This window comes from Priestia sp. 53B2, from assembly GCF_056099005.1.
Genome location: NZ_JBLZXA010000008.1, coordinates 193,566 through 220,300, shown reverse-complemented (window position 1 = coordinate 220,300; position 26,735 = coordinate 193,566). Strand labels below are relative to the sequence as shown.

The following is a 26,735-nucleotide window of genomic DNA, read 5'->3' as shown; positions in this document are numbered from 1 at the left end:
TACATTTGCTTCACGCATATCGCTCTTTATCACATAATCGCTCTTTTAAGACGTTAACAGACTTTAACTTTATAAAGATTGTAAACTACTAAATTTTTTATAAATGAATGGAAGAGAGAATCAGCGCTGAAGCAACATCATGAAATGAAGCGATGTGAGCCATTGCTTCACATCTAGAACAGCTGAATAAAGAATGACCTGCTACATTAACGGGTGAAACGTGAGATAAGGAAGAAAGACTGGCAGTTTTGCTCCATATAAAAATGTTTATACATTTATCATGTGATTCCTCCTTATATGCACTTTTCCAAGTGATCAGTACAGGGATAGAGTTCTTTATCCAAATTTTTTATTTTTTAGGAGGTGAGTCCTTACTCGTTTTTAAACGAGCTAAGGAACTTGATTGGACATATTTAACTTGATTTTACTAGCGGTACTGATTGCATTAACTGCTTTTTTCGTTGCTACCGAGTTTGCGATTATTCGCGTGAGGAGTTCCAAAGTGGATCAGCTTATAGCAGAAGGGAGCAGCAATGCAAAAGCTGCGAAGCAAGTTATTTCAAATTTAGATGAATACTTATCTGCGTGTCAGCTTGGTATTACGATTACTGCGCTGGGAATTGGTTGGTTAGGAGAGCCTACACTTTCGCATCTCCTCTCACCATTACTTGATCAACTAGGGATAAGCGGAGCTTTAACAAAAGTACTATCTGTTGCGATTTCTTTTGCGGTTGTTACATTTATAAACGTTGTGGTCGGAGAGCTTGCTCCGAAAACATTTGCAATTCAAAAAGCAGAGAAAGTCACTTTATTATTTGTTCGTCCGCTTATACTCTTTTATAAAGTAACCTATCCTTTCATTTGGCTATTAAACAGTTCTTCTCGTTTAATAACAGGGTTATTTGGTCTAAAGCCTGCTTCAGAAAATGAGCTTGCACACAGTGAAGAAGAGCTTCGCATCTTGTTATCAGAAAGCTATAAAAGCGGTGAAATCAATCAATCGGAGTTTAAATATGTAAGTAAAATTTTTGACTTTGATGATCGCGTTGCCAAGGAGATTATGGTGCCGCGTACGGAAGTCGTTTCGATTGACCAGGAAGATACGGTCGAATACATCCTTGAGATGGTCCAAGAAGAGCGGTTTACCCGCTATCCGGTCATCGATGGAGATAAAGACCATATTATTGGAATGGTCAATATGAAAGAGATTTTAACCGAGATTGTCATGAACAACAGCAAGGAAAAAATAGATTTAAAACAGTATATCCGTCCTGTTATTGAAGTAATTGAATCGATTCCTATTCATGATTTATTGCTTAAGATGCAGCGTGAACGCATCCATATGGCTATTTTAATTGATGAATACGGTGGAACTGCAGGGATTGTAACAGTAGAGGATATTTTAGAGGAAATTGTCGGTGAAATTCGTGATGAATTTGATGCGGATGAACTTCCATTAATTCAGAAAGTCAAACCCGATCATTATATTGTAGATGGAAAATTATTGGTAAGTGAGCTTAACGAGCTGCTTGGCACAACAATTGATGATACGGATGTTGATACAATTGGAGGCTGGGTCTTGACGGAGAAATATGACGTCAAGCAAGGAGAACGACTTACCTTTGATCAGTATGACTTTACCGTTACGAAAATGGAAGGCCATCACATTCAATATATTGATGTGATCAAAAAACGTCAGGTGCATCAAAGCACAGATGAAGCGGTTAATGTGTCGGACATGAACCAGTCACAGGCTTTATCTTCATAATAAGAAGGCGCATTGCGAAAGAGCAGTGCGTCTTTTTGTTATAGAAAAGTGTGCGGGGAAGATGACAAAGTCATATGATGGAACTAAGGGATAATATTACCGCTATGAATCTTGAAATCAATTTGCTTTAATAAAAGTATGAAAACTCTATCAAAACTTTTATTAGTAACACTGTTGTCTGTCACTCTAGCTTTTGGTCTTAATAACACTGCGCAAGCAGCAACTGTACATACCGTTCAATCGGGAGATACGATGTGGAAAATAGCAGTAAAATATCAGGTTGGCGTTTCCGAGCTGATTGAAGCGAATTCTGCTATTAAAAATCCTAATTCGATCTATCCGGGACAGAAAATTACTATTCCAACCGATAAAGTAGGAAGTTCATACGAAGAGCAAGTGGTTCAGCTAGTGAATCAAGAACGTGCTAAAGTAGGACTTAAGCCTTTAAAGTCTAATTGGGAAGTAGCTCGCGTTGCTCGCTATAAATCGCAGGATATGATTGATAAAAATTATTTCAGTCATACATCGCCTACATATGGAAGTCCGTTCGACATGATGAAAAACTTTGGCATTACATACAGTACAGCAGGTGAAAATATCGCTGCTGGACAAGCAACTCCAAAAGAAGTGGTTAACGCATGGATGAATAGCGAAGGTCACCGTAAAAACATACTATCGAGTCAATTTACGGAAATCGGAGTAGGTTACGCTAAAGGCGGAAGCTACGGCCATTACTGGACTCAAATGTTCATTTCAAACTAAAAAAGAAAGGAAAAAAAGCTGACTACTAAGTCAGCTTTTTTTTAGCTTCGAGCACTTTCTAGAAATTCTTTTGGATTGCCAGAAAGCTTTCCATCCTGCTCAACGATGAGTGTGCGCGTAGGGAAAGCAAATTCTACGCCTTCTTCTTCAAGAATGTCCATAATTTCGAAATTTATATTTTCTTTTACATCTAGATAATCAGCAAAAACGGTTGTATTTGTAAAGAAATACAGATAGATATTTAGACTAGATTCATAGAAACCGTCAAAGTTAACAAGAATCGTTTCATTGTGAATTTCTTCGTGCTCAGTCAGCATCTTTTTAATTCTTGCCACTACGGTTTCTAACTTTTCTTTTGGTGTATTATAATTCAAGTTTAAATGAAAGGCAATTTGACGTTTCCCCATTTTAGCCCAGTTAATAATAGGTTCATTAGAAAGAGTAGCATTTGGAACCGTTACGACTGCTTGAGCGAACGTTCGAATTTTGGTGCTTCGAAACGTAATATCTTCTACAACGCCTTCAACACTCGGTGTTTTAATCCAATCTCCAATGGTAAAAGGCTTTTCGGTAATAATTACAATTCCACCGAATAAATTACTAACGGTGTCTTTTGCGGCTAGGGCAAAAGCAAGACCACCTAAGCCAAGACCCGCTACAAAGCCGTTTACGTTAAAACCCCATTCTTCTGCGATGATGGAGATAGAAAGCATAACAACAACGATGCGGATGAACTTTTCAATAAAAGGAATAATGATTCGATCCACTTGGATATCAAAATTTTTGGCAAATGTTGCAAAAAATAAATTGGTAGAAGCAGCTAAATTATACAAGCCCCATCCTGCAAGGCCAACAGAAGCTGAACGAACTAAATGTCTTTCCGTGTCGGCTGTTAAAACATCAAAGGGAAGATAGGGAAGAGCAAGCTTGAAACCAATAATGACAAAAATCCAGCGAAGCGGCTTTTCAAAAGCTTCTAAAACGCTCGTAATTAAATTGATTTTTTTATTTTTGACAAAACCAATAATAAACTTAAACAAATAAGTCGTGAAAAGCTTGCGAAGAATTAAAAAGATCAAAAAGATCCCAATCGCAATCACGATTTTTTTCCAATCATCTAACGATGACAGAGACTTCAAAAAATCCATACAATCCTCCTAATTAACAAAACTGTGCTACAGTCCATTTATATCCGTCGATTGAAAGCATTTCTATGTAGAGTGTTCTTTACCCTAAATTCATGCTTTTTAAAAGCTTCTTCCCTATTAAAATAGCACAAAAATACCTGTAAATCTATTTAAGTGATAATTATGAATATATCTCTTTTTAGTAAAAGAGACAGACAATAGTCTGAAAATAAGTTGTATAATAAATAGGTGATATTATAAACGTTAATTTATCTTATTATTTATTTAAAACGTTCGTTGGAGGGAGAAGCTTTGTTAAGTCAATTAAATAGAATGCTAGAAAAATTGATGCCGTTTATTACGCCTGTCAGCTTGCTCATAGGAGTTCTTATCGATTCGTCATTAAGTCAGTATACCTTCTTAATTCCATGGCTTTTTGCATTAATGACGTTTGCCGGAAGTTTGAATTCAAACTTTCACCAGTTAAATGCTACGATACACCGTCCATTTCCAATCATTATGGCCCTGTTTGTTTTACATATTTTTATGCCAGCGTGGGCTTGGAGCGTTGGCCAAGTGATTTTTCCACATGATGTATTTACAAGCACGGGTCTTTTGCTAGCAGCGATTATTCCCACAGGAGTGACTAGTTTTATATGGGTCTCGATTTACAAAGGAAGCATTCCTCTTGCGCTATCCATTATTTTAATTGATACTCTTTTGGCACCGCTTATCGTTCCTTATACGCTTTTATGGGTGGTTGGAGACACCGTGCATTTGGAAGCGCTAAAGCTAGTCAAAGATTTATGTTTTATGATTGTCCTTCCATCTTTGTTAGGCATGTGCTTAAATCAATATACAAAAGGAACAATTAAGCAGACATTAGGACCAAAGCTGGCACCTGTGTCGAAAATAGGGTTAAGTGTGATGGTTATGATAAACGGGGGAGTGATTGCACCTTATTTAAAACATATTGATAAAAAGCTGCTGTTTATTATCGTGATCGTCTTTTTAATGAGTTCAGCTGGTTATTTCTTCAGCTGGATGATTGGCAAATGGCTAAGATGGGACCGAGCAAAAGTTGTGACGCTTACGTTTTGCGGAGGCATGAGAAATATTAGCGCCGGAGCCGTATTAGCTGTATCTTATTTTCCAGCTCCCGTTGCTGTACCGGTTGTGTTGGGGATGTTATTTCAGCAGGTATTAGCTGCTTTATCAGGGCGTTTAGTTCAAAACTATTACCAGAAAAAAGACGCTGAATTTGTTTCATTAAAATAAATGGAAGAAGTAAGGGATGAACCACAGTAATCATAAAGTAAGCACTCTGTTTTAATGAGGAGAGATAAGGTGCTTGTACGCTTGCTGCGTTCAAGATAACGAGATGGAGATGATTAGAAAAAGGAACGGTGTGGCATACTTGAAAGAAAAAGGTCGGATATTTTTGCTTATCAATATAGCGCTGGCGTTTGTTTTACCTTGGGTTTTTGGCACACTCTATTTACATCCTAAAAATCGTCGTTTACTGCCTTTAGTAGGAACTGCTTTTTGTATTTTAGCAATCGTTATTAATGAATTAGGGAGCTATTATGGCTTTTGGAAGCTCCGCACTTCTTTAGAAAATGAAGCATTAGAAGCGCTGCCTTTTAACTTAGGCGTCTATCCTGTATTGGCCAGCTATATGATTTTTTTAATCCAGCGAATTGGAAAGCCTCATTTTTTTATTTTTCTTATTGCGCTGTTTACAACCTTTTTAGAAGAAACATATGTGCATATGGAAAGAGTTATATACGGAAACGGATGGAATCTCGGCTGGACATTTTTTTCCTACTGGATTCCTTACAGCGTGATTTACGTGTACTATAGGTATTTAGTGAGGCTCAGGCTGCTTCATTAGAAGGAAGAAAAAGAAGTAAATATGCGCAATAAAAAAAGCCGTGAATATTCACGGCTTTTTTTGTTAAATCGCTTCTTTCGAGCTAGATTTATCTTTCGACTGATCCCATGCATCAATATTATCAAGTCCAGAAATGCTGTCTTGATAGAAGACAGGGTCTTTTCCAGCTTTCTTTTGGGCAAGATAATCTTTGAGTGCAGCAAAGGCCACTTTCGAGAGCAAGAGAATGGCGATTAAGTTGACTACTACCATAAAGCCCATAAACAGGTCTGCTAAGTCCCATACAAGCTGAATTTGAGAAATAGAACCGAATACAATCATTACAAGAACAGCAACACGATAAGTCATCAGCCAAGCTTTATTTTTGTTCAAGAACTCAATATTTGTTTCTCCGTAGTAGTAGTTACCAATTAATGTACTAAAAGCAAATAGGAAAATCATAATTGCAAGAGCACCTGTTGCCCAAGAACCAATGTGAGTGCTTAAAGCAGCTTGTGTTAACTCAATACCGCTTAAATTTTTATTTGTATAAGTACCTGAAAGCAAAATGATAAAGGCAGTACTGCTGCAAATAATAAGCGTATCTGTTAATACACCAAATGCTTGAATTAATCCTTGTTTTACCGGGTGGCTTGTTGTTGCAGCTGCGGCTGCATTTGGCGCACTACCCATACCAGCTTCGTTTGAGAATAATCCGCGTTTAATTCCTTGCATAAGAGCTGCTCCAAGAGAACCGCCGGCAATTTGATCGAAACCAAATGCATTTTTAACGATTAACGCAATAAGAGAAGGCATCTCTTGAATGTTCATAATAATAATGAAGAGTGCTACTGCAATGTAGGCAACAGCTAGTACTACAACAATGTATTCTGACATTTTTGCAATACGCTTAACTCCGCCAAAAATAATGGCAGCGAAAGCTACTGTCATAATAATGCCTAACACTAAACGATTTGTTCCGAATGCATTTTCAAACGCAAGGGTAATCGTATTCGATTGTACAGCATTAAAAATTAAGCCGAATGATAAAGTGATTAAGACAGCAAACAGTCCGCCCATCCAGCGCTTTTTTAACCCTTTTTCCATATAGTAAGCCGGTCCGCCTCGGAAGCCGCCGTCTTTGTCTTTTACTTTGTATATTTGTGCTAACGTACTTTCGATAAATGCTGAAGCTGAGCCAATAACGGCAAGCACCCACATCCAAAATACAGCACCAGGTCCCCCTAAAGCGATCGCAATCGCAATACCTGTAATGTTCCCCGTACCAACGCGGGCTGCCATACTGATACAGAACGCTTGGAATGGCGAAATTCCGTCTTTAGAAGAGCTATCCGCACCTTCTTTTAATACACGAATCATTTCTCTTAATAACCGAATTTGTAAAAACTTTGACCTGAATGTAAAAAACAAACCAAATGCAATCAGCATCGCAATCAGTAAGTAGGACCAAAGAAATTCGTTAATTGAACTAACAAAACCTTGAACTACTTCTTGCATAGTTTCACCTCTTCATGGATTATAGTAGAATAATAATAAAAAACTTGAATTTATAGAATTTTCCCTCTATTTAGATAGATCTCCCTATTTCCCCGCTGTTTTTCTTCATTATCCTTGTCGAATCTTGTTGCTAAATCTGAACCTTATATATATATAAAATAATAATTTTGGTCTTTTGTCAACTAACCTCACATGGAAAAATAGGGTGATATGACAAATGAAGCGGGTATGAAAAGGCGATAACAGCAGGGATGAAAGAAAGTTCATTTTGTTTTACTTAATTGTTGCTAGAAAATAAAAGTTTTAGGCCAAGTACGCCAAAAACCGTTCCTTTTACATATTTTAATGTGTGCTGAAAGATACGGCTTTTTTTGACTTTTTTCCCAAGGCCAGAAGCAAATAGCGCGATAAGTGAAAAGATGATGAGCGTTTCGGCGATAAAGATGATACCGAACAAAATCATCTGCAAACTTACATGTCCAAGAGACGAATTAACAAACTGCGGTAAGAACGTGATGAAGAAAATAGCTACTTTTGGATTGGTTAAGTTGCTAACGAATCCTTTTCTAAAGTGATGGTGCTGCTGAACGTTTTCTGTTAATTCCAACGGACCGCTTTTTTCGCGAAACGATTGGTATGCTAAAAACAGCAGGTACAGAACGCCTACAACCTTTAGAATCGTAAAGGCTATAATTGATTTTTGAAAGATAATAGATAGCCCCACTGCGGCTAAAAGAGTATGTACAAATGTTCCCGTAATAGATCCCAATACGGTTTTGATGCCTGCTTTGACGCCTGAAGCAATACTTTGTGTCATTACAAAAATCATGTCTTGTCCTGGTATTAAGACAATGATAAGTGACACGGCTATGTAAGGTATAAGCCAAGAAAATGTCATGATGATTCCCTCCCAACAGAATTTTAACCATTTCGACAAAATGTTATCAAGAGTGTGTGTTAATGAATTAATAGATTAATGGAGTAAAGTTAAGAAGGCATAAAAGCATAAAAAGAGGTTATTTCTCCTAATAAAAATCAATAAAAGATGTAGGAAAAAAATAGGTGGTGTTGTATAATAATTCGATATACTTAATTTTTATAGAAAGAGGGTAAAATTTATGAAGTACTGTTTAGCACAGCCGGAGGACGCTGCTACAGTTCACGATCTTATGCTTCAAGCCTTCTCCGTATATCGCGATTCTGTCCCACCGTCCAGTGCTCTTGATGAAACGATAGAATCTATTATGCAATCGTTAAAGCACGGAAAAGAAGCTGTCATTTTATACGTCGAAAATAAGCCGGTAGCGATGGCGCGTTTTAAGCTAGAAGAAACAAGCTTATATTTTTACCGCCTGTCTGTTATTCCTGCTTTTCAAGGAAAAGGAATGGCTAAACAGCTTATTCAATGGTTAGAAACGTACGCCAAAGAGTGTGGCAAGGAAAGTTTATCATGCAAGGTGAGAATGAGTGTTTCTCGTAATATAGCTTTGTATGAATCAATCGGCTTTTACATAGAGGAAAAAGAAATCGTACATAGAGACGGAGTGGATATTCCCGTAGTAAATATGAAAAAAGAGATTCTAAAAGGAGTAATGGCATGAATAAATCAACTCTTTCTTTACCGCCTCCTGTCGTTCTTTTAATCGGTGTATTAGCCGTTTCTTTTTCTTCTATTTTAATTAAATGGTCGGAGGCGCCTGCTTCTATTTTAGGAATGTATAGACTGCTGTTTACGGTCCTTTTATTTTTACCGTTTTTACCATGGAGGAAAATGAAAATTCTTTTTAAAAACAGCACGATAAAAGAATGGCTAATGCTAGCTGTATCAGGCGTGTTTTTAGGGCTTCACTTTCTGTTTTGGATGGAGTCTTTTTCCCATACAACAGTTGCTAGTGCTATGATTTTGACCGCGCTTGAGCCTGTCTTCGTAGTGATAGGAGCTTATTTTTTATTTAAAGAAAAAACAAGCAAAGTAGGAATCATCAGCATTTTAATTGCTGTTAGCGGCTCGGTGATTATCGCATCGGGAGATATCGGAGTATCCAAAACGGCTCTTTACGGAGACTTACTTTCTATTTTAGGTACAGTAGCTGTTTCTGTTCATATGCTGGCGGGACAAGAATTATGCAGGAAAATGCCTTCAATCATCTATAGCTTCGCCGTTTTTTTAATCGGTGGCCTGGTTCTATTTGTCTACAATATTTGTACAAACGTATCGTTGACTCAGTATGACACAAAAGATTGGTGGATCTTTTTGCTTTTAGCGCTTATTCCTAATATTTTTGGTCATGCCTTATTTAACTGGCTGTTAAAGTACGTAGGTGCTACAACGATTTCAATGGCTATTTTAGGAGAGCCAATTGGTGCCATCATTCTCGCTTATTTCTTGCTTGGAGAAATGACAACTGTTTCTCAGCTAGTGGGAGGAATGATTGTGATGATTAGTGTGATGATCTTCTTAAAGTACAAAGCAGCAGAGCCGGAAAAAGTCATGGCTCCTCAAGAAAAGCCCAATATCAGCTAATTGGATAGGCAAGCAGCATCGAGTATGATACAGTTTATTTATCATTATTTACCATTTGGTAAAGAGGCTTTTATTAAACTACATAAAGCGGGTGTAAATATGCTGAAAAAACTAACGGATTACGTTTATTACTTTCCTCATTCTGAAGAAACGGATCGGCCGGTGCTCGGGCTTATATGCGGGGAGAAGTATAGTTTCATCGTAGATGCCGGGAATTCCCCTGCACATGCATCATTATTTTTAGAAGAAGTGGAAAAAATGGGCGTCCCTCCAATCAAAGGAGTAGCTATTACGCATTGGCACTGGGATCATACATTCGGCATTCATGCAATGAATAAGTATACAATCAGCCATCATTTAACAAAGAAAAAGCTGGCCTATTTAAAGACACTGCGCTGGGACGATGATTCCTTGGATAAACGCGTTCAGGAGGGGGAGGAAATCGAATTTTGCCGGGATATGATAAAGAAAGAAATGCCGAGTCGAGAGACGTTAATTTTACAGGAGCCGGACGTAACGTTTCATCATCATATGGAAGTTGACCTAGGTGGAATCACTTGTTGCATTCAGCATATTGGAGGAGTACACGCGCAGGACTCGTCCATTGTCTACATACCCCAAGAAAAAGTCCTGTTTTTAGGTGATTGTCTATGCCCAGATTTTTATAGCGGTGACTGGAGTTATGATAAAGAAGACTTTGAGCGGATTCAGAGAGAGCTTAAAAAATATGATGCGCAGTATTATCTCTCATCTCATTTTGATCCTGAAACTCCTGAGGAACTTTGGCGAGATTTAAACCAATTGAGTGCGGTTGGAGAAATTGTAGGAAATGAAGTCGATTTAGAAAAAGCATGTTTTCAGTTTGAATGTGAAACGTATAAAAAGCCAACAAATGAGCAAAAAGAGAGAATACAGTATTTTGTTAATGGAAATGTCAAACGCAAAAGCAGAGAAATGTTTTGATAGTTTATGCCTAAAGATAAATAAGCCCGCCTGTTCATACTAGGTTATGAGCAGGCGGGCTTATTCAATTGGTTGTGCAGTGCTATAAGCTTTAAGTTATGATAGTAAAATAAATAACTTGACGAAATAGAGTTATAAAAATATAATAAGTTACATAAAGTAAGTTAATTAAAAAATGATATATTTAAAATTAAAAGGAGAAATAATCATGAACTTTCACCGTGCACCTCATGTATTTGTTGGGAAAGTAAATTTAAAAGTAGAAAATTTAGAGCGTTCACTTGCTTTTTATCAGCAAATAATCGGGTTTAAACTTTTAGGGAGAAAAGAGAACAAAGCTCTGTTAACAGCTGATGGACGCACGGCGCTGTTATCGATTGAACAGCCGGAAAACGTTACAGCAAAACAGCCTCGTACAACAGGCTTATATCATTTTGCACTATTGTTGCCAACTCGTTCTGATTTAGGAAGTATACTGCAGCATTTGTTAAATAGCGGTTATCCGCTTCAAGGGGCGTCTGATCATCTAGTGAGCGAAGCGCTGTACTTGGCAGATCCAGATGGAAACGGCATAGAGATTTATCGAGATCGTCCGTCAAGTACATGGGAATGGAATGACAGTGAAGTAGTAATGGCTACAAAACCTTTAGATGCGGAAGCGATATTAGCTGAAGGAAACGGTAAACCATGGACAGGATTACCTTCAGCTACCTTAATGGGACATATTCACCTTCACGTTTCTGAATTAGGGCAAACGGAAAACTTTTATCGAAATGGATTAGGTTTTGAGGTTGTGAGCAATTACCATAATCAAGCATTGTTCATTTCAACTGGGCGCTATCATCATCACATCGGATTAAACGTTTGGAATGGAATTGGAGCGCCTAGTCCTCTTGAAAGCAGCGCTGGTTTAGAGTCATTTACACTTGTTTTTCCAGCTGAAGAAGCAAGGGAGCAAGCAATAAATCAGCTTCGTGAAAGTGGAGCAGCTGTGTCTAAAGAAAAACAAGACTTCATCACAAAAGATCCATCAGGCAATATAATTAGATTAGTCCTTTAAAATAAAAGCTGCCGCAAATGGCAGCTTTTATTTATCGCAATGTTCGTCAAAATAGGAAAGAAATGTACACTTTTTTCTCAAATAGTAAGATGATAATGGCGAAAACGGTGTTATTTTCAGGGAAATAAACGAAGAGTCTTACGTTTAAAAAAGTTTGTAAACAAGCGGGCGTGGGAATAAAATACATATCAAGCATCATTTCTTATCGTTATTGAATCTTTATATAAAGTCTTTTCATATAAAACCTTGAAAGAAGGGAGCGGAAACCTGTGAGATATAAAGTGAAACATTGGCTTAGATTAACTTCAGACGAGCGCTATCTTGTATTGTTTGCTACTGCTGCTTTGCAAAAAGAAAAGCGATAAAAGAGTTGTTAATAGTAAGGAAAGTAGCTTTATATGCTAACGAAAAGGTAATAAAAGGCCTGAAAATAATATATTTATTTTCAGGCCTTTTATTGTTTTCAAACCTTATTTAAGTCAACTGTTGAAAGATAGCTTCAGCCGTTTGTTTGCCGTTTGTTATACACGCTGCAATGCCTACTCCATAGTAAGAACAGCCGGCTAATGTAATAGCGGGGTGCTTGTCGTGCAATTTTTGAGTCAAGCTGCGTACGAGTTCACCGTGTTTAAGGTGATAGGTAGGCATCAATTTATCCCAATTGGTTACGTCGCTTTCAATAGGCTGCTCTTTGATTCCTAAGCTGTTTTCAATGTCCTTTTGCGCCACTGCTAGCAGCTCTTCTTTTGACATCGTCCGCAGGCTGTCAAAGTGGTGACTCGTGCTTTTATAAAACAGGCGAACTAACAAATTCTCTCGCTTAGAAGTGTGAGCCCATTTTTTGCTCGTCCACGTGCAGGCATTGGCGATTAAGTTGCTTGATTGAGATGCAATAAACCCGGTGCCTTCAGCGGGAAGGCATTCGTCTGGAACGTCATAGCCGATGTACACGCTAATGAGAGAAGAATCTTTTAACTGCTCAAAGTCTTCGTTTAATTCGGGATCGTTCAACAGGTGCTTAGCAGCCGTGTGCGGTGTAGCTAACACCACGTAATCCGCTGAATGGGCTTGCCCCGGCGTACTGATTTGGTAGCGCTCACCGTCCCGTTTTATGCTGGTGGTTGGCGTATCTTTTAAAATCGTTACATCAGAAAGCTCTTCTTCTAAGCGGTGAATAATCGTTGATAAACCTTGTTTAAACGAAATGAATTTTTTATTTCCTGCCGTTTTAAATTTTTTTTCATTGGCTCCCATTCCTTTGATGATGCTGCCGTACGTGTTTTTGTAGTCGAGCAGATACGGGAGAGTCGAAGAAATAGTGAGTTTGTCTAAATCCCCAGAGTAGACGCCGGATAAAATAGGTGCAATTTGCTTTTCTACTAGCTCTTCTCCTAAAAAATGTTTTAAAAAGAGTCCAATTGAGCTGTCTTTCGTAAACGTTGTATTTTTAGTGATTAAGTCTTTTAAAGCTGTAATTTTAGCTTTTGAAGAAATCAGCTCGCTTTTAAAAAGAGATTCCACGCTTGTTGGAATACCGAACATGGTATCTTCAGGAATTGGAAGCAGCTCATTAGCAGAGTAAATAAACGATTTGCCCGTTTCGTTATATACTAAATCGTTTGTTAAGTACAGCTCTTCTAGCAGAGGCATAACGTTTTCTTTTCGAGCTACAATAGAATCCGCCCCTATTTCCATGATAAATTCCCCAGCTTCACGCGTATTGATTTTTCCTCCTAAATGGGCATGTTTCTCTAGTAATAATAATTTAAGCGGGAGATTACGTTCTCGTTTTAGTTTCTGCAAATAGTACAGAGTGGTTAAGCCCGTAATTCCTCCTCCAATAACAGCGACCGTTTTCAAAGTATTCACTCCTACATTTTCAACAATTAGTCTGTAATATACGAAAATCATACCATTATGACTAGGAAAAGTGTAATGAATTGATTGTGAACATAGTGTGTGCAAACACGAAAAGAAATATTGAAACTATACGATTAGATATTTTGAAATTACATAAAATAAAAGCTCATACACGTAGAGAAAATGACTGAGACGCAGCAGTGAAGAAAGGAGGAAGCATCATGCTCGGCGGTTTTATGGAAACGCTGAAAAAAGACTGGCTCGCTTTAGTATTAATAAGTGTTCTTATATGCGGTATTACCTTAAACGTACGAGCCGAAGAGAAGAGCGGACGAAGCGGATACATCGAACCAAAGCTAGTTTTTCCTGTGATTAGTGATGTTCATATTAAGGAAACAGGAACGCTTGATTTGCGTACTTTTCAACATGCATTAACGCAATTAAATGAACAGGCACCGAAACAAGATGCCTTTGTAGTAGTAGGAGATTTGGCTGATACCGGCGCGTTAAAAGAATACGACCGCTTTTTTTCTATTTATAATCAAAATAAACAGCCGCAGGCCGTATCTCTTTTTACGATTGGTAATCATGAATACCGGGACAGCGTAACTAATCAGCAAGCGCAGCAGCGTTTTTTATCTAAAACTAAAATGAAAGCTCTTTATTTTCATCAAGTGATAAAAGGATATCATTTTATCATGCTTGGAACAGAAAGCCGTCTGACCGCCGGTGATTATTCAGGCAAACAAATTAACTGGCTTGCTGAACAGTTGAAGATAGCAAAGCGAGACGATCCTAAAAAACCGATTTTTGTCTTTATTCATCAGCCTATTAACAATACACTGTACGGGAAAAACAGATGGGGGATAGAAGTGAATGAACAGCTTCTTTACAATACGTTAAAACCTTATCCGCAAGTCATTACATTTTCTGGTCATACCCACCATCCGTTAGACGATCCTCGTACTATTTTTCAAAGAGATTTTACATCTCTTGCAACGTCTTCTGTTCGGTATATATGGCCTGGTGCTGGATATTTACAAGGTGAACTTCCTCCTGGCTACCGAGACGTGAGTCAAGGTCTTCTTGTAGAGGTTTATAATCGAAAAGTAGTCGTTAAAAGGCGGGATTTTCACGCAAATAAGTGGACGGGAGAAGCGTGGGAAATTGACATACCTGCAAATACAAAAAAATTTCACTACACGAATGAACGAGATTTAGTAAAACCGATTTTTCTTCCAAGCTCTACTATTTCTGTTATACAAGAAAAAGCTTCATCGAATCAGCTTTATATACAGTTTACGCAAGCGGTGGATAATCTGATGGTTCATTCTTATCGCATTACCGTCAAAAATAAAGAAACTGGAGAAGTGGTCAAAACATATAATGCATTTTCTCAATATTACAGCGATCCTGTTCCAGATGTTTTAAGTCTCCCGTTATCAGGTTTGCAGCCTCATACTGCGTATCAAATAGAAGTAGCGGCAGTGGATGCGTTTGACAATCAAAGCGACCAAAAATTAATCATTGAAGGCTCTACTAAATAGCTAAAAGAATCCTGATTTTTATTGATTCTTTTAGCTTTTTTTCATCTGTTTTTAATGTTATTTTCATTAGATTTTTAAGTGGAGTTGCTACACTGAAACTGTATTTAAAGTAATAATATGTAATTTTAATGAAAGTATCAAAATCAAAAGGAGTTTGTATGAAAGGATCTTTTGTACGTTTTTTAGTAGTAGGGATGGTCAATACAGGAGTAGGTCTCTCCATTATGTATGTGCTGCTTCATATTTTTCATCATTACTGGGCAGCAACGTTTTTGGGCAACGCAGCGGGGGCAGTCGTTAGCTACGTATTAAATCGAATATTTACGTTTAAAAGCGGAGTTCATTTATCTACAAGCATACTGCGTTTTATTTTGGTTATTGGCGTTTGCTACGGCTTGTCTTACTATATTGGACTGCAGTTCTCCAGCTGGTTATTGCACCAACTTCCTGCTGCTGTGCGTCCGTTCAAAAAAGACGTCGGTATATTAATTGGAACAGGTCTGTATACGCTTTTAAATTATACGGGTCAAAAATACTTTGTATTTAATGCAAAAAAAGAAGCAGTCGTCATACACGATTAGCTTCTAGCAATTATGAAATGGAAATAGGTGTTAACAGATGAAGAAAGAAACAGCTATGAATAAAGAAAAAACATTGCTTATTATCGCTTTCCTTTTGCTGCTTGCGTATGTATCTCCTATGTTTTTGCTCGGGGAAAATTCACATATACGCGTGCACGATAATTTAGACTCAAATATTACGTGGTATAAAGTTCTGCATCGAAGCGGAGAGCTGTTTGGCTCCAGTCATGCCGTATTACCTCAAATTATTAACGGATTGCCGAGGAATGCGTTTGGAACAGAATTTAGCGGTATTCAGTGGCTGTATGGTTTGTTTCCTACCATGCTTGCGTACAGCCTCAGCCAAACGATCACGCGCGTATTTGCTTTAATTGGAATGTATTTATTATTAAAAAAGCATTTTATTAAAAGCGAGGATGCTTATGCGATTCGAGTGCTTGTATCACTTGCTTTTGCACTTACGCCATTTTGGCCTTCGGGCATGCTGAGTACATTAGGACAGCCGCTGGCGCTGTGGGCGTTTTTAACCATTCGAAACCGCGAAGGAACGTGGAAGGAATGGCTTACACTTTTGCTGCTTCCATTTTACGCGAGTTTTGTGCTAGGATTTTTCTTCTTTTTAGCAGCGATGGGGCTGCTATGGCTAAGAGATGCAGTAAAAAAACGAGCGTGGAATATGCCTTTTTTAAGCAGTATTGCAGCGATGACCGCTGTCTTTCTGCTCATTGAATACCGGCTTGTTGATTCTCTTTTATTTCCGGAGGCCCCGACGAGTCGAAATGAATTTTTAAGCTCTACTCTAAGTTTCGGACATTCCATTCGCCTTGCTTTGAAGAACTATACGCTTGGGCATACACATGTAATGACGCTTCATACCTTTGTCATTTTACCGCTTTCTTTTATTGTACTGTGGATTGTCGCTCGCAATCAGAAAGGAAAGCTTGAAAAAACGTTTTTGCAGTTATTTGTTCTTAATCTCCTACTGTCGATTTGGTATGCGTTTTGGTTTTATAAAGGATGGGAGCCGCTAAAAGAAAAATTTCAGCTTTTAAATACGTTTAACTTTGCTAGATTTCATTTTTTACGCCCGCTCATTATTTATTTGATGTTTGCAGTTGGCGGCTATGTTTTATGGAAACGGGGCAAAGCGTGGAAAAAGTTTGTGTGGGTGTGTTTGGTTTTACAGCTGCTTGTGTTATTTATAGCGAACCCTGAGCTTTATTATCGCTACAATCACGAGCCGTCAGTCAAAGAATTTTATGCTGTCCATCAATTCGATGAAATCAGCCGATATATAGGGAAACCTAAATCATCTTATCGGGTAGCAAGCATTGGGCTTCATCCATCAATTGCTCAGTATAACGGCTTTTATACGCTAGATACGTATAACAACTTCTATCCGTTAACGTATAAACATGAGTTTCGTAAAATCATTGCCAAAGAGCTTGATAAAAATAAAAAGTTAGAAAGCTACTATGATCACTGGGGCAACCGCTGCTATGTGTTTGTTAGCAAGCTAGGGAAAAAATATGATTACCGAAAAGACTCAACGAAAAAAATCCGTCATTTGCAGCTTAATATCAGCCAATTTAAAAAAATGGGCGGTCGCTATATCTTTTCAGCCGTGCCAATCGAAAATGCTGAAAGCGACGGTTTGCACTTTTTAAAAGCGTTTACCGATAAACAGTCCGCTTGGAAAGTGTATGTATATGAAGCAAAGTAAGGGGGCAATAACATGAACAGACCTATTTTAACGATTGTTGTTCCATGTTACAACGAAGAAGAAGTATTCACAGAAACATCTTTTCAATTAACTACTGTAGTAAAAGAACTGATAAATGAACGTTTTGTATCAAGTGAAAGTACCATTTTATTTGTAGACGATGGGAGCAAAGACAGCACGTGGTCGCTTATTGAAAAAGAAAGCTGCAGCAATTTGTTTGTAAAAGGGTTAAAGCTAGCGCGAAATGTAGGACATCAAAATGCTTTGCTCGCAGGACTAGAAGCAGCCCATAAGCAATCTGACTGCGTCATTTCCATTGACGCAGATTTGCAAGATGATATCAGCGTCATTCGTACTTTTGTGGAGAAATATTGGCTCGGGTATGAAGTCGTATATGGTGTTCGAGACAGCAGAGAAACCGATACATTTTTTAAACGAACCACGGCAGTAGGGTTTTACCGTTTTATGAATAAGCTAGGAATTCAGCTCGTTCAAAATCACGCTGATTTTCGTCTCATGAGCAAACGTGCTCTTGGCGAACTCATGAAATATAAAGAAGGAAACGTTTTTTTACGAGGCCTTGTACCATTAGTAGGATTTCGCTCCACGGAAGTCACATATGACCGAAAAGAACGGATGGCGGGCGAATCAAAATATCCGTTAAAGAAAATGCTTGCTTTTGCATTTGATGGGATTACATCTTTTAGCGTAGCGCCGATACGCTTATTAACGCTGCTTGGAGGAGCTTCTTTTCTCTTTAGTATTGCGTTTGGTATTTATGCGCTGATTCAAAAATATTTAGATCATACGCAAATCGGCTGGACGTCTCTTATTTTATCAATTTGGCTTGTAGGCGGCCTGCAGCTAATGGGAATGGGTCTTGTCGGAGAATACATTGGCAAAATTTTCAACGAAGTGAAACAGCGTCCTAAATATGCGATTGAAAGAGATTTATATACAAAACACTCATTAGACAAACACAAAGATTTGCTTATGCATTAATTTAAGAAGCTTCTCCTAAATGGAGAGGCTTTTTTTGTTAAAGCGTTTATCATAATTTTTAAGTTAACAGGAAATGCTACTACTAAAATTTCTAAGGAGATCAAAATCTATGAAAAGACTATTTTATACAGTCAGCACTTTTTGTTTTGTTTGGCTTGCTTTTGCAGCCATTCATGTCAGCGCTCTTTCGATTGAGAAGCTTCCAATGAAGAAATCATCTGAACAATGGTCGGTTGAACTGACAAAAGCGAGCATGACGGGAGATAATCAGCTAAAGTGGAAAAATAACGTCTATCATACATATGGATTAACCGTTGAAAACATTGGAAAAGACGTAGAGCGCGTGCAGGTCCAAGCTTTTCGACACGAAGGAAAAAATAAGGCGAAATACAGCTTGTTTTCTCCTATTGAAAGGTCTAACTTAAGCAAAAGCGGTCAGCGTTTTCGCTATGCGAATTTTGCTGTTCCTGGAAAAGCGGCAGGTTTAGACATCATGATCAACTGGACGGACGAACAAGGTAATCATCAAGAGCAATTTGAATTTAAATAAAAGTCTTCGCTTAGGCGAAGACTTTTTTTGCAGGAATTTATCTCTGCATGTGGAAAACGAACACGAAAGGAGAGATCGTAATGATTGTAAAAGCTACTGAAGAAGAATTACAGGAAATTCGAACGAAATCTGCTGGTGCGCTGTTTGAAGGAACAATGAAGCAGTTTCATCCGTCAACTGAACGCGTAAATGAACTAGTTGGTAGTGCCCTTGAAAAAGGCTGTTATTATTTAGTTTCGAGACAAGAAAATAAACTCGCAGGCTGGGTTCTTGTCGGCCCATCTGCCGACTTCTTTTCAAAAGAAGAAATTGGCTTTATTTACGAATTATATGTTGTACCAGAATACCGCGGGCAAGGTCTAGCCAAGCCGTTAATGCAAAAAGCAATTGATGAATTGTCTATCAAAGGGTACCGTGAAATCAGACTCAGCGTTCATGCTGGGAATTTTGCACAGCATGTGTATCGTGAACTTGGATTTGTAGATAAACAAATATCAATGAGCCTGCAGGTGGTAAAATGTCCGTAACGTTAGTGAATGTCAGCGAGTCCATAAAACATAAGATGTTATACATGCGATGAGGTTTGGTAATGAAAGTAAAAGTAAATAAGTAGCCCAAACAGAGCCTTTATCTAGTACTTCAACGGCTCCTCCACCTATATTGTCTGAGGAGGGGGGATCTTCAAGCGCGTTCATAATCAAAGCTGCCGCTGCTAAAATAATCCCTCCAATGCTTCCCGTTGTTTTGACAATTGCAATATGGAAAGTAGATGAAAAAGCAATAGTAAGAAGCAGCAGCAAGCTTCCCAAAAAAGCAGATAACAGATATCGTTTCATGTGCTCACCATCCTTTATGAAAGCATACCATATTTTACTTCTTTTTTCTTTTTATTGAAAAGCTATTGACGTAACTTATAAAACATATTAGAATAGTCAGAAATAATTTAAAAACGGAATATTCTTATCTAGAGAGGTGGAGGGACTGGCCCTTTGAAGCCTCAGCAACCACAATTATTGAATGGTGCTAATTCCAGCATAGCCTAGCTCTGACAGATAAGAAGAGGAATCTTTTTCTATGATGAAATCCTCTTCTTAGGAAGAAACATTTCGTATAGAAAAGGTGAGGACATTGAACAATAGACAAACAGCGTTAAGCACTGATGATTATTTAGATCTATACTTATTAGCCAAAGAAATAAAAGACGAAACGTGGCAGCATGAAATTTTAGCGGTCCTAAAAACGAGGCAAAATCGCTCATTTGAAGACAAACAATCTGCACTCGTTCAAGAGATATGGGAAGATTTTAAACAGTTAAATGAAGATATTTCTTTTACGTATCGCTTGATTCAAGAAGAACCAACTAACGAACAATTTCAGGCTAAATTAAGCCGCTTGAGAGAAAGACGGATCACGCTGAGCCGTGAGTTATATTTAGCTAAAAAACAGTATGTTGAACACACGCAATAAAAAAATCTGCTTGATAAACAAGCGGTTTTTTTTACGTGAAAATGTTAGAAGTGCTATATTTCGGGTAGTAAATAGATAAGACAAGAAAAGGAGGGATAACCGTGGCCCAAGGTGTATTATGTGAAGTGAATGAGTGCATGTATTGGAAATCCGGAAATAAATGCAGTGCAGAGTCCATTTACGTTGTGAGTCCTGAAAGTAGTCACCATGTTTCTGGAATGGAAGAACCTGGCTGTAAAACTTTTGAACCCGCGAGATAAATGCTAGTTTTTATAAAAAAGCATAAAATGAACGATGCGCTGACGGAGTTGAGTCGGCGTTTTTCTATTTTTAAAAAATACTATTACTTAAGTGCAATAATAAATACATATTAAAAAAGCAGGGCCTATGTCTAATTGTGCGTTTAAACAAAATGATAAGATAATTTTTTTGTTTTTCGACAAAAGAAAAGTGAGAGAAAGGTGATAGAATACAAATATACAGCCTAGCTGTCTTTTAGCACAAACTTATATGAAAGCGCTAACAAAAAAGGCTGTGTTCATCTCGTTTTGACAGATTGGAAAAAGGGGAGACGTTTATGCAGGGGAAAACTCAGGGGAAAGAATTGAAACGCGGGTTAGAAGAAAGACATGTGACGCTGATGTCCTTAGGAGCAGCCATAGGGGTAGGACTGTTTCTTGGATCTGCATCTGCTATTAAATTAGCAGGACCAGGAATATTATTGGCGTACGGATTTAGCGGAATGATTATGTTTTTTATTATGAGAGCACTTGGAGAAATGGCGATTCAAAAACCTGTTGCAGGTTCATTCAGCAAGTACGCACGCGACTACTTAGGGCCGCTTGCTGGTTATTTAACAGGTTGGAACTACTGGTTTTTATGGGTTGTAACATGTATGGCTGAAATTACAGCCGTTGGTATTTATATGGGGTATTGGTATCCGGATGTACCAAACTGGATTTGGGCTTTATCGGCGCTTGTCATCATGACAACGGTTAACTTCTTAGCTGTTAAGGCATATGGTGAACTGGAATTTTGGTTTGCACTTATTAAAATTTTAGCGATTGTATTAATGATTGCCGTTGGATTATTAATGATTGTGTTTGGAATCGGCAACGGCGGCGTTGCGACTGGTATCAAAAACTTGTGGGACAATGGTGGACTGTTCCCGAACGGATTCAAAGGTATTTTGCTGTCGCTGCAAATGGTCATGTTTGCGTATTTAGGAATTGAAATGATCGGCGTTACCGCGGGAGAAGTGAAAAATCCCGAAAAATCTCTAGCAAGAGCGATTGATTCTGTCTTTTGGCGTATTCTGATTTTCTACGTCGGTGCGTTATTTGTCATTATGTCGATTTATCCGTGGCAAGAAATTGGTTCACAGGGAAGCCCGTTTGTATTAACATTTGAAAAAATCGGCATTCCAGCGGCGGCTGGTATCATTAACTTTGTCGTGCTAACAGCAGCTCTTTCTTCTTGTAACAGCGGTATTTTTAGTACAGGCCGTATGCTGTTTAACTTAGCAGAGCACGGAGAAGCACCAAAAGGATACGGCCAGCTTACAAAAGGCGGCGTACCGGGAAAAGCTGTTTTAGCATCAGCGGGTGCGCTATTAGTCGGAGTAGCGTTAAACTACATTGTGCCTGCCAAAGTATTTACGTGGGTAACAAGCATTGCAACATTCGGTGCGATTTGGACATGGGGAATTATTTTACTTTCTCAAATTAAGTATCGCAAAACGTTAAAAAAAGGTGAAGAGGCAAAGCTGAAATATAAAATGCCTTTATTTCCGTTAACATCTTATGTGTCACTTGCGTTCCTAGCGCTGGTGGTGGTTCTGATGGCATATAATCCAGATACAAGAATTGCAGTTGTCATCGGACCATTATGGTTTATCGGTCTTATTATCGCGTACTACGCAAAAGGATTTCATAAACGAAGTCAAGGTTCAGCTGCAGCTGAGCAAAAGCTAGTGAAATAAAAGAAAAGACCTCTTTCTTGGAAAGAGGTCTTTTCTTTTATTTTATTTGTTCTTAATTTCCTATAAATAATTAGTTTAGGTAGGTTTCAATAATTGTTTCAATATCATAAGGAGTAATACCTTCATCAAGCGAATAAATAGTGTCAGCTTTTTGTTTGTCATGGACAAGTATTCCTCTAGCTTGTGCGTGAAATGAAAAAAGATCATAAAGCGTTGGCTTCAACAGCTTTGTCATGGCTTTTCCCATAAGAGAGACAGATCCATTGTTTTGTTCAAGATTATTTTCAAATTCAACATGATGATGCAGCGAAATATCCGTCCAGATTAATTTCCGCTCTTGTAAATCAAAAATTAAAGGGATGGAGATAGTGGAATCACTAGCAAGATCTACTTTATTTTGTACGGTAGAAGGTTCGAATATCTCGCCGGACTCTACGTGCTGTCTGATCATCCATCCTCCAAAGCATTCGGGAAGCATAACAAAAGGTTGAATGGAAAATGAATAAACGTTCATTAATACATAACGGCCGCCTTTTTTTAGAACAGTAGGGATATGCAAGTCAATAAATTCACATGCTCCCTTAGGGGCAGATGTAATATCTCCGCTGTGGAAAGCTTTGAAGCTTTTTGAAGATAAGTTTGTATAGGAAATATACTCTTTATACAGCCAGTTTTCATCGTAAATTCCGGCAGATAAATCAATATCTACACTACCGGTGTGTTCACCATTTACAAAGCCTTCTTTCCACCAAATGAAAAAACGAAGCGTGTCGCCTTCAGGTATTGTTAATTTACTTCCCCTACTAATCGTTTTTAACGCTTTGCTGCTTGAACGCTGTGTAAATGGTATAGTTTGTTCATGCAAACGTTCATCAACCCATACATTTCCAAGAGGTGGTAGCTTGGCAAAACGGTCATGTAAAGCAGCTTTGCATGCATTTATTACACCTTCACAAAGATCCTTACGAAGAGAAGGTAAGGGATTATCAAGCGCCATTACTTTGGACACATTCCCTTTCGGAAACACTACGCGCATATCTTGTTTATGATGTCGATGCTTCATATGAGAATAGAGCTGAAGCAGTACTGGCGTAGAGACATGATGAGCGACCGTTGCAAATGCTGTAATAATAGAAGCTGCTTCTTGTTCCCCAGTAGACAAGCGCAGTAAATGGTCAATTCGTCTAGCAAAGTCACCTGGACGTTTTTCTAAAAGTGAAACTGCTTTTGAGACGTCTTGTTGCTCGAGTGCTTTCTCTACTTTACTATAGAAGGTCAATGGTTTTTTATGATTTCGAACAGCATCAAATCCTTTAGCAGCGTGAGGAAATCGATGTTTGTATTCCCCAGGATGTAAAATTTCACCTAAACGAATCCACTTTACTTTATAACGAAACATATCTTCTTCTACGTTTGGAGTGCTTTCTAGCAGCTGCAACAAGCTCCGACGTTCAAAACGACTAAACTTCTTAAATAAAGTGGGTGATGAAAGGCTAATATCGCCATCAGATAAAGCGGTTGCCAAACGTAAAACGTCTGTTGCTGTTTTAAAATAAGAAGACAAGACATCAATAGGTAGTTTTTTTGTTTTAATTAAAACTGAGCTAACAAATGCAGCATTTTCTTTTTGAGGAATGACTTCTGGAAGTAGGTCTAATGCATGTAAATTGACAAGAGACCATTCGATATCTGCTTGATCTGTTTGCGATAATGAGGTATTGGCACCAATTAATTGACGCATCATAAGGCCGAATTCTTCATCCGTTCCGAGGTCAATAATCCGCAAATCTGTAGTATCTAACAGTGGAACAACGTCTTGTTTTTCACTGGTTGGTAAAATCCCAGTCAGATAGTGAACTACGGCATTTATGTATAGTTCTGCTTCGGACGCTTGCATGACTTCGTTTGGAAAGTTAGGATACATCGGTTTATATTTGACATGAGCGCCAACAAGTCTTTTTAAAGATAAGAGAAGCTGCTCATAAAAAGACATAAATTCGTAGAACGAAAGAGTGAGTAACCGATCAATTAAAGAAGCTGAAGCTGTAAATCCTAATGCTTCAATGTTTTTTAACATGGAAGCTACATAAGCAGGGGCTAATATATCTGATCCTTGCTTTATAATTATTTTAGACTGTCTTCTTAAAAAAATATCGTTTTTCATTCAAACACCACCATGTATGATTTGCACAGAAAAAGCCAGGCGCTGTGCTTCCTGACTTTAAATATATGTATAGTTAAGTTAATGGATTAAGGAAAGGGACACCTCTAAATTCTAAGAGTTGGATGAGAAGGAAGAAGTATCATAGCCTTAATCTTTGAATATTGTACCATCATATTGAAAAGATGTAAAATAATAATAGTTTAGTAGGGAAGGAAGTTTTTTGCCTTTTTTACCTATCGAATTCTCCCAATTTTAAACCCATTATCAATTTGATGAAATCCGACTTTTGGATAGTAGTTCATAGCAGAAGGAGCGGAAAGTAAAATCAGTGCGGTTTCTTCGCCGATTTCTGATTGAACGTGTTTGATGAGCTGTGTACCGATTCCTTGATTTTGATAATCTTTTACAACAGCTAAATCCGATAAATAGCAGCAGTAGCTAAAATCTGTTAACGCTCTGGCTATGCCAATGAGTTCGCTGTTGTTCCAAGCGGTAATAGTAAGAGAAGCGTGATCAAGCATTCTTTGAATCCGATCAAGATCTTGTGCAGGACGTTTAATACCTGAATGTACAAACACTTCAGCGGCTTGTTCTGCACGGATTGAAGCATTGGTTTTATAAATAATGGTCATTGTGTCATCTCCTTGAGGGATAAGATATAGTCCAGTGTATAAAGAAACTGAATGGAGAGTAAGTGTCAGAAACAGTAATTTTAATAGTATCAGTTAGAAAGGAACGAACACCATGTTAGAGTTAATGCCTTTGCTTGATAAAAGAAAAGCAGATCCCTTGTACATGCAGCTTTATACTTACATAAAGAAACAAATTCAAAAAGGTACCATTCCGCCTCATGAAAAACTGCCTTCTAAACGAAAGTTAGCTCTTCATTTAAGCATTAGCCAAAATACGGTTGAAGCGGCTTATGTACAGTTAGAAGCTGAAGGCTATATCGAGATACTAGCCAGGAAAGGAGCATTTGTAAAAGAGATAAAGAATGAAGTCGTGCTTCAAAAACAGCCTCCCGCCTATGTCTCTTTACCGCAAGAAGAACGGAAATCGACTGCTATTGATTTTAGCCACGGAAAGATAGATGTGGAAAAATTTCCGTATAATACGTGGAAAAAGCTAACGGTGCAAGCTATTTATCATGGTGAAAGCCAGCTTTTTTACAGCGGACATCCGCAGGGTGAACTGCTTCTTCGCCAAGAAATTGCAGCGTACCTTTACCACTCAAGAGGAGTGCGCTGCACAGCGGAGCAAATTGTAATAGGTGCAGGTACACAGTACCTCATGTGGCTGCTTTCTGTCACCTTGGGGAAAGAAAAAATAATTGGATTCGAAAATCCAGGTTTTCACCGAACGAGGCACGTTTTTCAAAAGCAAGGTATGCCGGTGCTCCCTATTTCTCTTGATGATTCTGGCTTGAAAGTGAAGGAACTGAAACAAAGCGGAGCGAATGCGGTGTACATTACGCCGTCTCACCAATTTCCTATTGGTATGGTCATGCCGATTGCAAGAAGACTTGAACTACTAGAGTGGGCGGCAGAAACGAATGGCTATATTATAGAAGATGACTATGACGGGGAATTTCGCTATAAAGGAAAACCGATTCCGGCGCTTCAAGGATTAGATCAAGACGATCGCGTTATTTATACGGGAACGTTTTCAAAGTCGTTGATGCCTTCTCTTCGAATAAGTTATGCCGTGCTGCCACACCGGCTTCTTACAAGCTATGTGAAGCACTGTGGCCTTTTTAAACAGCCTGTTTCAAGACTTCATCAGCATACGCTTTTTCTGTTTATGAAAGAAGGGCATTGGGAACGTCACTTGAATAAAATGAGAACAGCATACCGCAAGAAACAAGCGCTGCTGCTAGAGTGCTTAACTACTATTATGGGAGAACGTGTAGATGTTATTGGAGAACATTCTGGCTTGCATATTCTTCTTAAAGTAAAAAACGGTATGAGTGAACAGAAACTAATTGAAGCAGCTGCCAAGCAAGAGGTAACGATTTATCCAACGTCTATTTATTATCATACTGCTAATGAAAACCAGACGCCATATGTATTGCTTGGATTTGCGGGACTGTCTGAAGAAGAGATAAAAAGGGGCATAGATTCGCTGTTTAAAGCTTGGTTCGTCCACTAAGAAGTGAAATTAAAGAGTTCTTTAAACAAAAAGACTTTAAACGGTCTATTTTAGCGAGAGAAATAGATAAGAACCAGCGCGTTTGATTATACAGACTGCGCTGGCTTTTTTGTCTGG

General features: G+C 38.3%; 25 protein-coding genes and 1 riboswitch. Of the genes, 18 read left to right on the top strand and 7 right to left on the bottom strand.

The genetic code is table 11. The features are described from left to right. The first annotated feature begins 403 nt into the window (after positions 1-403). Positions 404-1,768 (top strand): hemolysin family protein, encoded by a 1,365-nt coding sequence (locus tag ACN6NE_RS04490; RefSeq protein ID WP_205654842.1) that lies wholly within the window; start codon positions 404-406, stop codon positions 1,766-1,768. A gap of 138 nt (positions 1,769-1,906) precedes the next feature. Continuing rightward, positions 1,907-2,530: a SafA/ExsA family spore coat assembly protein gene (gene safA / locus ACN6NE_RS04485; RefSeq protein ID WP_129704262.1), complete on the top strand. Its 624-nt coding sequence runs from the start codon at positions 1,907-1,909 to the stop codon at positions 2,528-2,530. Positions 2,531-2,571: 41 nt separating this feature from the next. Here safA and ACN6NE_RS04480 read toward each other — a convergent pair whose 3' ends face one another. After that, positions 2,572-3,678, bottom strand: coding sequence for a mechanosensitive ion channel family protein (locus tag ACN6NE_RS04480; RefSeq protein WP_129704260.1), 1,107 nt, complete (start codon positions 3,676-3,678; stop codon positions 2,572-2,574). A gap of 291 nt (positions 3,679-3,969) precedes the next feature. On the opposite strand from ACN6NE_RS04480, the gene ACN6NE_RS04475 reads away from it, so the two are divergent. Together ACN6NE_RS04475 and ACN6NE_RS04470 are read left to right on the top strand one after the other, a co-directional pair. Next, the gene (locus tag ACN6NE_RS04475; protein WP_474324713.1) at positions 3,970-4,935 is read left to right on the top strand and encodes a bile acid:sodium symporter family protein; all 966 of its coding nucleotides are present in this window, start codon (positions 3,970-3,972) and stop codon (positions 4,933-4,935) included. A 163-nt stretch (positions 4,936-5,098) separates the two neighbouring features. Beyond that, complete coding sequence (locus ACN6NE_RS04470) at positions 5,099-5,551, top strand: CBO0543 family protein (protein ID WP_129704256.1); 453 nt, start codon at positions 5,099-5,101, stop codon at positions 5,549-5,551. A 63-nt stretch (positions 5,552-5,614) separates the two neighbouring features. Here ACN6NE_RS04470 and ACN6NE_RS04465 read toward each other — a convergent pair whose 3' ends face one another. Together ACN6NE_RS04465 and ACN6NE_RS04460 are read right to left on the bottom strand one after the other, a co-directional pair. Beyond that, positions 5,615-7,048: an alanine/glycine:cation symporter family protein gene (locus tag ACN6NE_RS04465; RefSeq protein WP_129704254.1), complete on the bottom strand. Its 1,434-nt coding sequence runs from the start codon at positions 7,046-7,048 to the stop codon at positions 5,615-5,617. A 277-nt stretch (positions 7,049-7,325) separates the two neighbouring features. Continuing rightward, positions 7,326-7,946, bottom strand: coding sequence for a LysE family translocator (locus tag ACN6NE_RS04460; RefSeq protein WP_013058667.1), 621 nt, complete (start codon positions 7,944-7,946; stop codon positions 7,326-7,328). A 220-nt stretch (positions 7,947-8,166) separates the two neighbouring features. On the opposite strand from ACN6NE_RS04460, the gene ACN6NE_RS04455 reads away from it, so the two are divergent. The 4 genes from ACN6NE_RS04455 (at position 8,167) to ACN6NE_RS04440 (ending at position 11,595) form a co-directional block, all read left to right on the top strand. Then, complete coding sequence (locus tag ACN6NE_RS04455; protein ID WP_129704252.1) at positions 8,167-8,649, top strand: GNAT family N-acetyltransferase; 483 nt, start codon at positions 8,167-8,169, stop codon at positions 8,647-8,649. Further along, positions 8,646-9,572, top strand: coding sequence for a DMT family transporter (locus ACN6NE_RS04450; RefSeq protein ID WP_129704250.1), 927 nt, complete (start codon positions 8,646-8,648; stop codon positions 9,570-9,572). The genes ACN6NE_RS04455 and ACN6NE_RS04450 overlap by 4 nt, the downstream gene beginning before the upstream one ends. A 24-nt stretch (positions 9,573-9,596) precedes the next feature. Beyond that, entirely contained in the window at positions 9,597-10,535 is a 939-nt protein-coding gene (locus ACN6NE_RS04445; protein ID WP_474324712.1) for an MBL fold metallo-hydrolase, read from the top strand. A 208-nt stretch (positions 10,536-10,743) separates the two neighbouring features. Then, complete coding sequence (locus ACN6NE_RS04440) at positions 10,744-11,595, top strand: VOC family protein (RefSeq protein ID WP_474324711.1); 852 nt, start codon at positions 10,744-10,746, stop codon at positions 11,593-11,595. Between the two features lie 474 nt (positions 11,596-12,069). Here ACN6NE_RS04440 and ACN6NE_RS04435 read toward each other — a convergent pair whose 3' ends face one another. Beyond that, positions 12,070-13,455 carry a protoporphyrinogen oxidase gene (locus ACN6NE_RS04435; protein ID WP_474324710.1) on the bottom strand — a complete coding sequence of 462 codons (1,386 nt, stop codon included), beginning with the start codon at positions 13,453-13,455 and terminating at the stop codon, positions 12,070-12,072. Positions 13,456-13,676: 221 nt separating this feature from the next. On the opposite strand from ACN6NE_RS04435, the gene ACN6NE_RS04430 reads away from it, so the two are divergent. The 6 genes from ACN6NE_RS04430 (at position 13,677) to ACN6NE_RS04405 (ending at position 19,385) form a co-directional block, all read left to right on the top strand. After that, on the top strand, positions 13,677-15,002 hold the full coding sequence (locus ACN6NE_RS04430) for a metallophosphoesterase (RefSeq protein WP_474324709.1): 1,326 nt from the start codon (positions 13,677-13,679) through the stop codon (positions 15,000-15,002). Between the two features lie 158 nt (positions 15,003-15,160). Next, complete coding sequence (locus ACN6NE_RS04425; protein ID WP_474324707.1) at positions 15,161-15,583, top strand: GtrA family protein; 423 nt, start codon at positions 15,161-15,163, stop codon at positions 15,581-15,583. Between the two features lie 37 nt (positions 15,584-15,620). Continuing rightward, entirely contained in the window at positions 15,621-17,306 is a 1,686-nt protein-coding gene (locus ACN6NE_RS04420; protein WP_474324706.1) for a DUF6044 family protein, read from the top strand. A gap of 12 nt (positions 17,307-17,318) precedes the next feature. After that, positions 17,319-18,308, top strand: coding sequence for a glycosyltransferase family 2 protein (locus ACN6NE_RS04415; RefSeq protein WP_474324704.1), 990 nt, complete (start codon positions 17,319-17,321; stop codon positions 18,306-18,308). A 109-nt stretch (positions 18,309-18,417) separates the two neighbouring features. Then, positions 18,418-18,858 carry a hypothetical protein gene (locus ACN6NE_RS04410; RefSeq protein WP_129704234.1) on the top strand — a complete coding sequence of 147 codons (441 nt, stop codon included), beginning with the start codon at positions 18,418-18,420 and terminating at the stop codon, positions 18,856-18,858. An 80-nt stretch (positions 18,859-18,938) separates the two neighbouring features. Then, positions 18,939-19,385 (top strand): GNAT family N-acetyltransferase, encoded by a 447-nt coding sequence (locus tag ACN6NE_RS04405; RefSeq protein ID WP_129704233.1) that lies wholly within the window; start codon positions 18,939-18,941, stop codon positions 19,383-19,385. 12 nt (positions 19,386-19,397) lie between these two features. Here ACN6NE_RS04405 and ACN6NE_RS04400 read toward each other — a convergent pair whose 3' ends face one another. After that, positions 19,398-19,694 carry a hypothetical protein gene (locus ACN6NE_RS04400; RefSeq protein WP_129704231.1) on the bottom strand — a complete coding sequence of 99 codons (297 nt, stop codon included), beginning with the start codon at positions 19,692-19,694 and terminating at the stop codon, positions 19,398-19,400. Positions 19,695-19,815: 121 nt separating this feature from the next. After that, positions 19,816-19,917, top strand: a riboswitch (SAM riboswitch). 69 nt (positions 19,918-19,986) lie between these two features. Between ACN6NE_RS04400 and ACN6NE_RS04395 the strand changes: the two genes are divergently transcribed. The 3 genes from ACN6NE_RS04395 to alaP all read left to right on the top strand — a co-directional run bounded on the left by ACN6NE_RS04395 (position 19,987) and on the right by alaP (position 22,306). Further along, a complete protein-coding gene (locus ACN6NE_RS04395) occupies positions 19,987-20,325 on the top strand; it encodes a hypothetical protein (RefSeq protein WP_474324701.1) in 339 nt (112 codons plus the stop codon). A gap of 101 nt (positions 20,326-20,426) precedes the next feature. Continuing rightward, positions 20,427-20,585 carry a DUF1540 domain-containing protein gene (locus ACN6NE_RS04390; RefSeq protein ID WP_474324699.1) on the top strand — a complete coding sequence of 53 codons (159 nt, stop codon included), beginning with the start codon at positions 20,427-20,429 and terminating at the stop codon, positions 20,583-20,585. A 317-nt stretch (positions 20,586-20,902) separates the two neighbouring features. After that, positions 20,903-22,306, top strand: a complete 1,404-nt coding sequence (gene alaP, locus ACN6NE_RS04385; protein WP_164796294.1) for an alanine permease AlaP — start codon at positions 20,903-20,905, stop codon at positions 22,304-22,306. A gap of 70 nt (positions 22,307-22,376) precedes the next feature. Here alaP and ACN6NE_RS04380 read toward each other — a convergent pair whose 3' ends face one another. Together ACN6NE_RS04380 and ACN6NE_RS04375 are read right to left on the bottom strand one after the other, a co-directional pair. Continuing rightward, positions 22,377-24,470: a TerD family protein gene (locus ACN6NE_RS04380; RefSeq protein ID WP_474324697.1), complete on the bottom strand. Its 2,094-nt coding sequence runs from the start codon at positions 24,468-24,470 to the stop codon at positions 22,377-22,379. Between the two features lie 233 nt (positions 24,471-24,703). After that, positions 24,704-25,102 carry a GNAT family N-acetyltransferase gene (locus tag ACN6NE_RS04375; protein ID WP_129704223.1) on the bottom strand — a complete coding sequence of 133 codons (399 nt, stop codon included), beginning with the start codon at positions 25,100-25,102 and terminating at the stop codon, positions 24,704-24,706. 112 nt (positions 25,103-25,214) lie between these two features. Between ACN6NE_RS04375 and pdxR the strand changes: the two genes are divergently transcribed. Next, a complete protein-coding gene (gene pdxR / locus ACN6NE_RS04370; RefSeq protein WP_474324695.1) occupies positions 25,215-26,618 on the top strand; it encodes a MocR-like pyridoxine biosynthesis transcription factor PdxR in 1,404 nt (467 codons plus the stop codon). Positions 26,619-26,735: the final 117 nt, after the last annotated feature.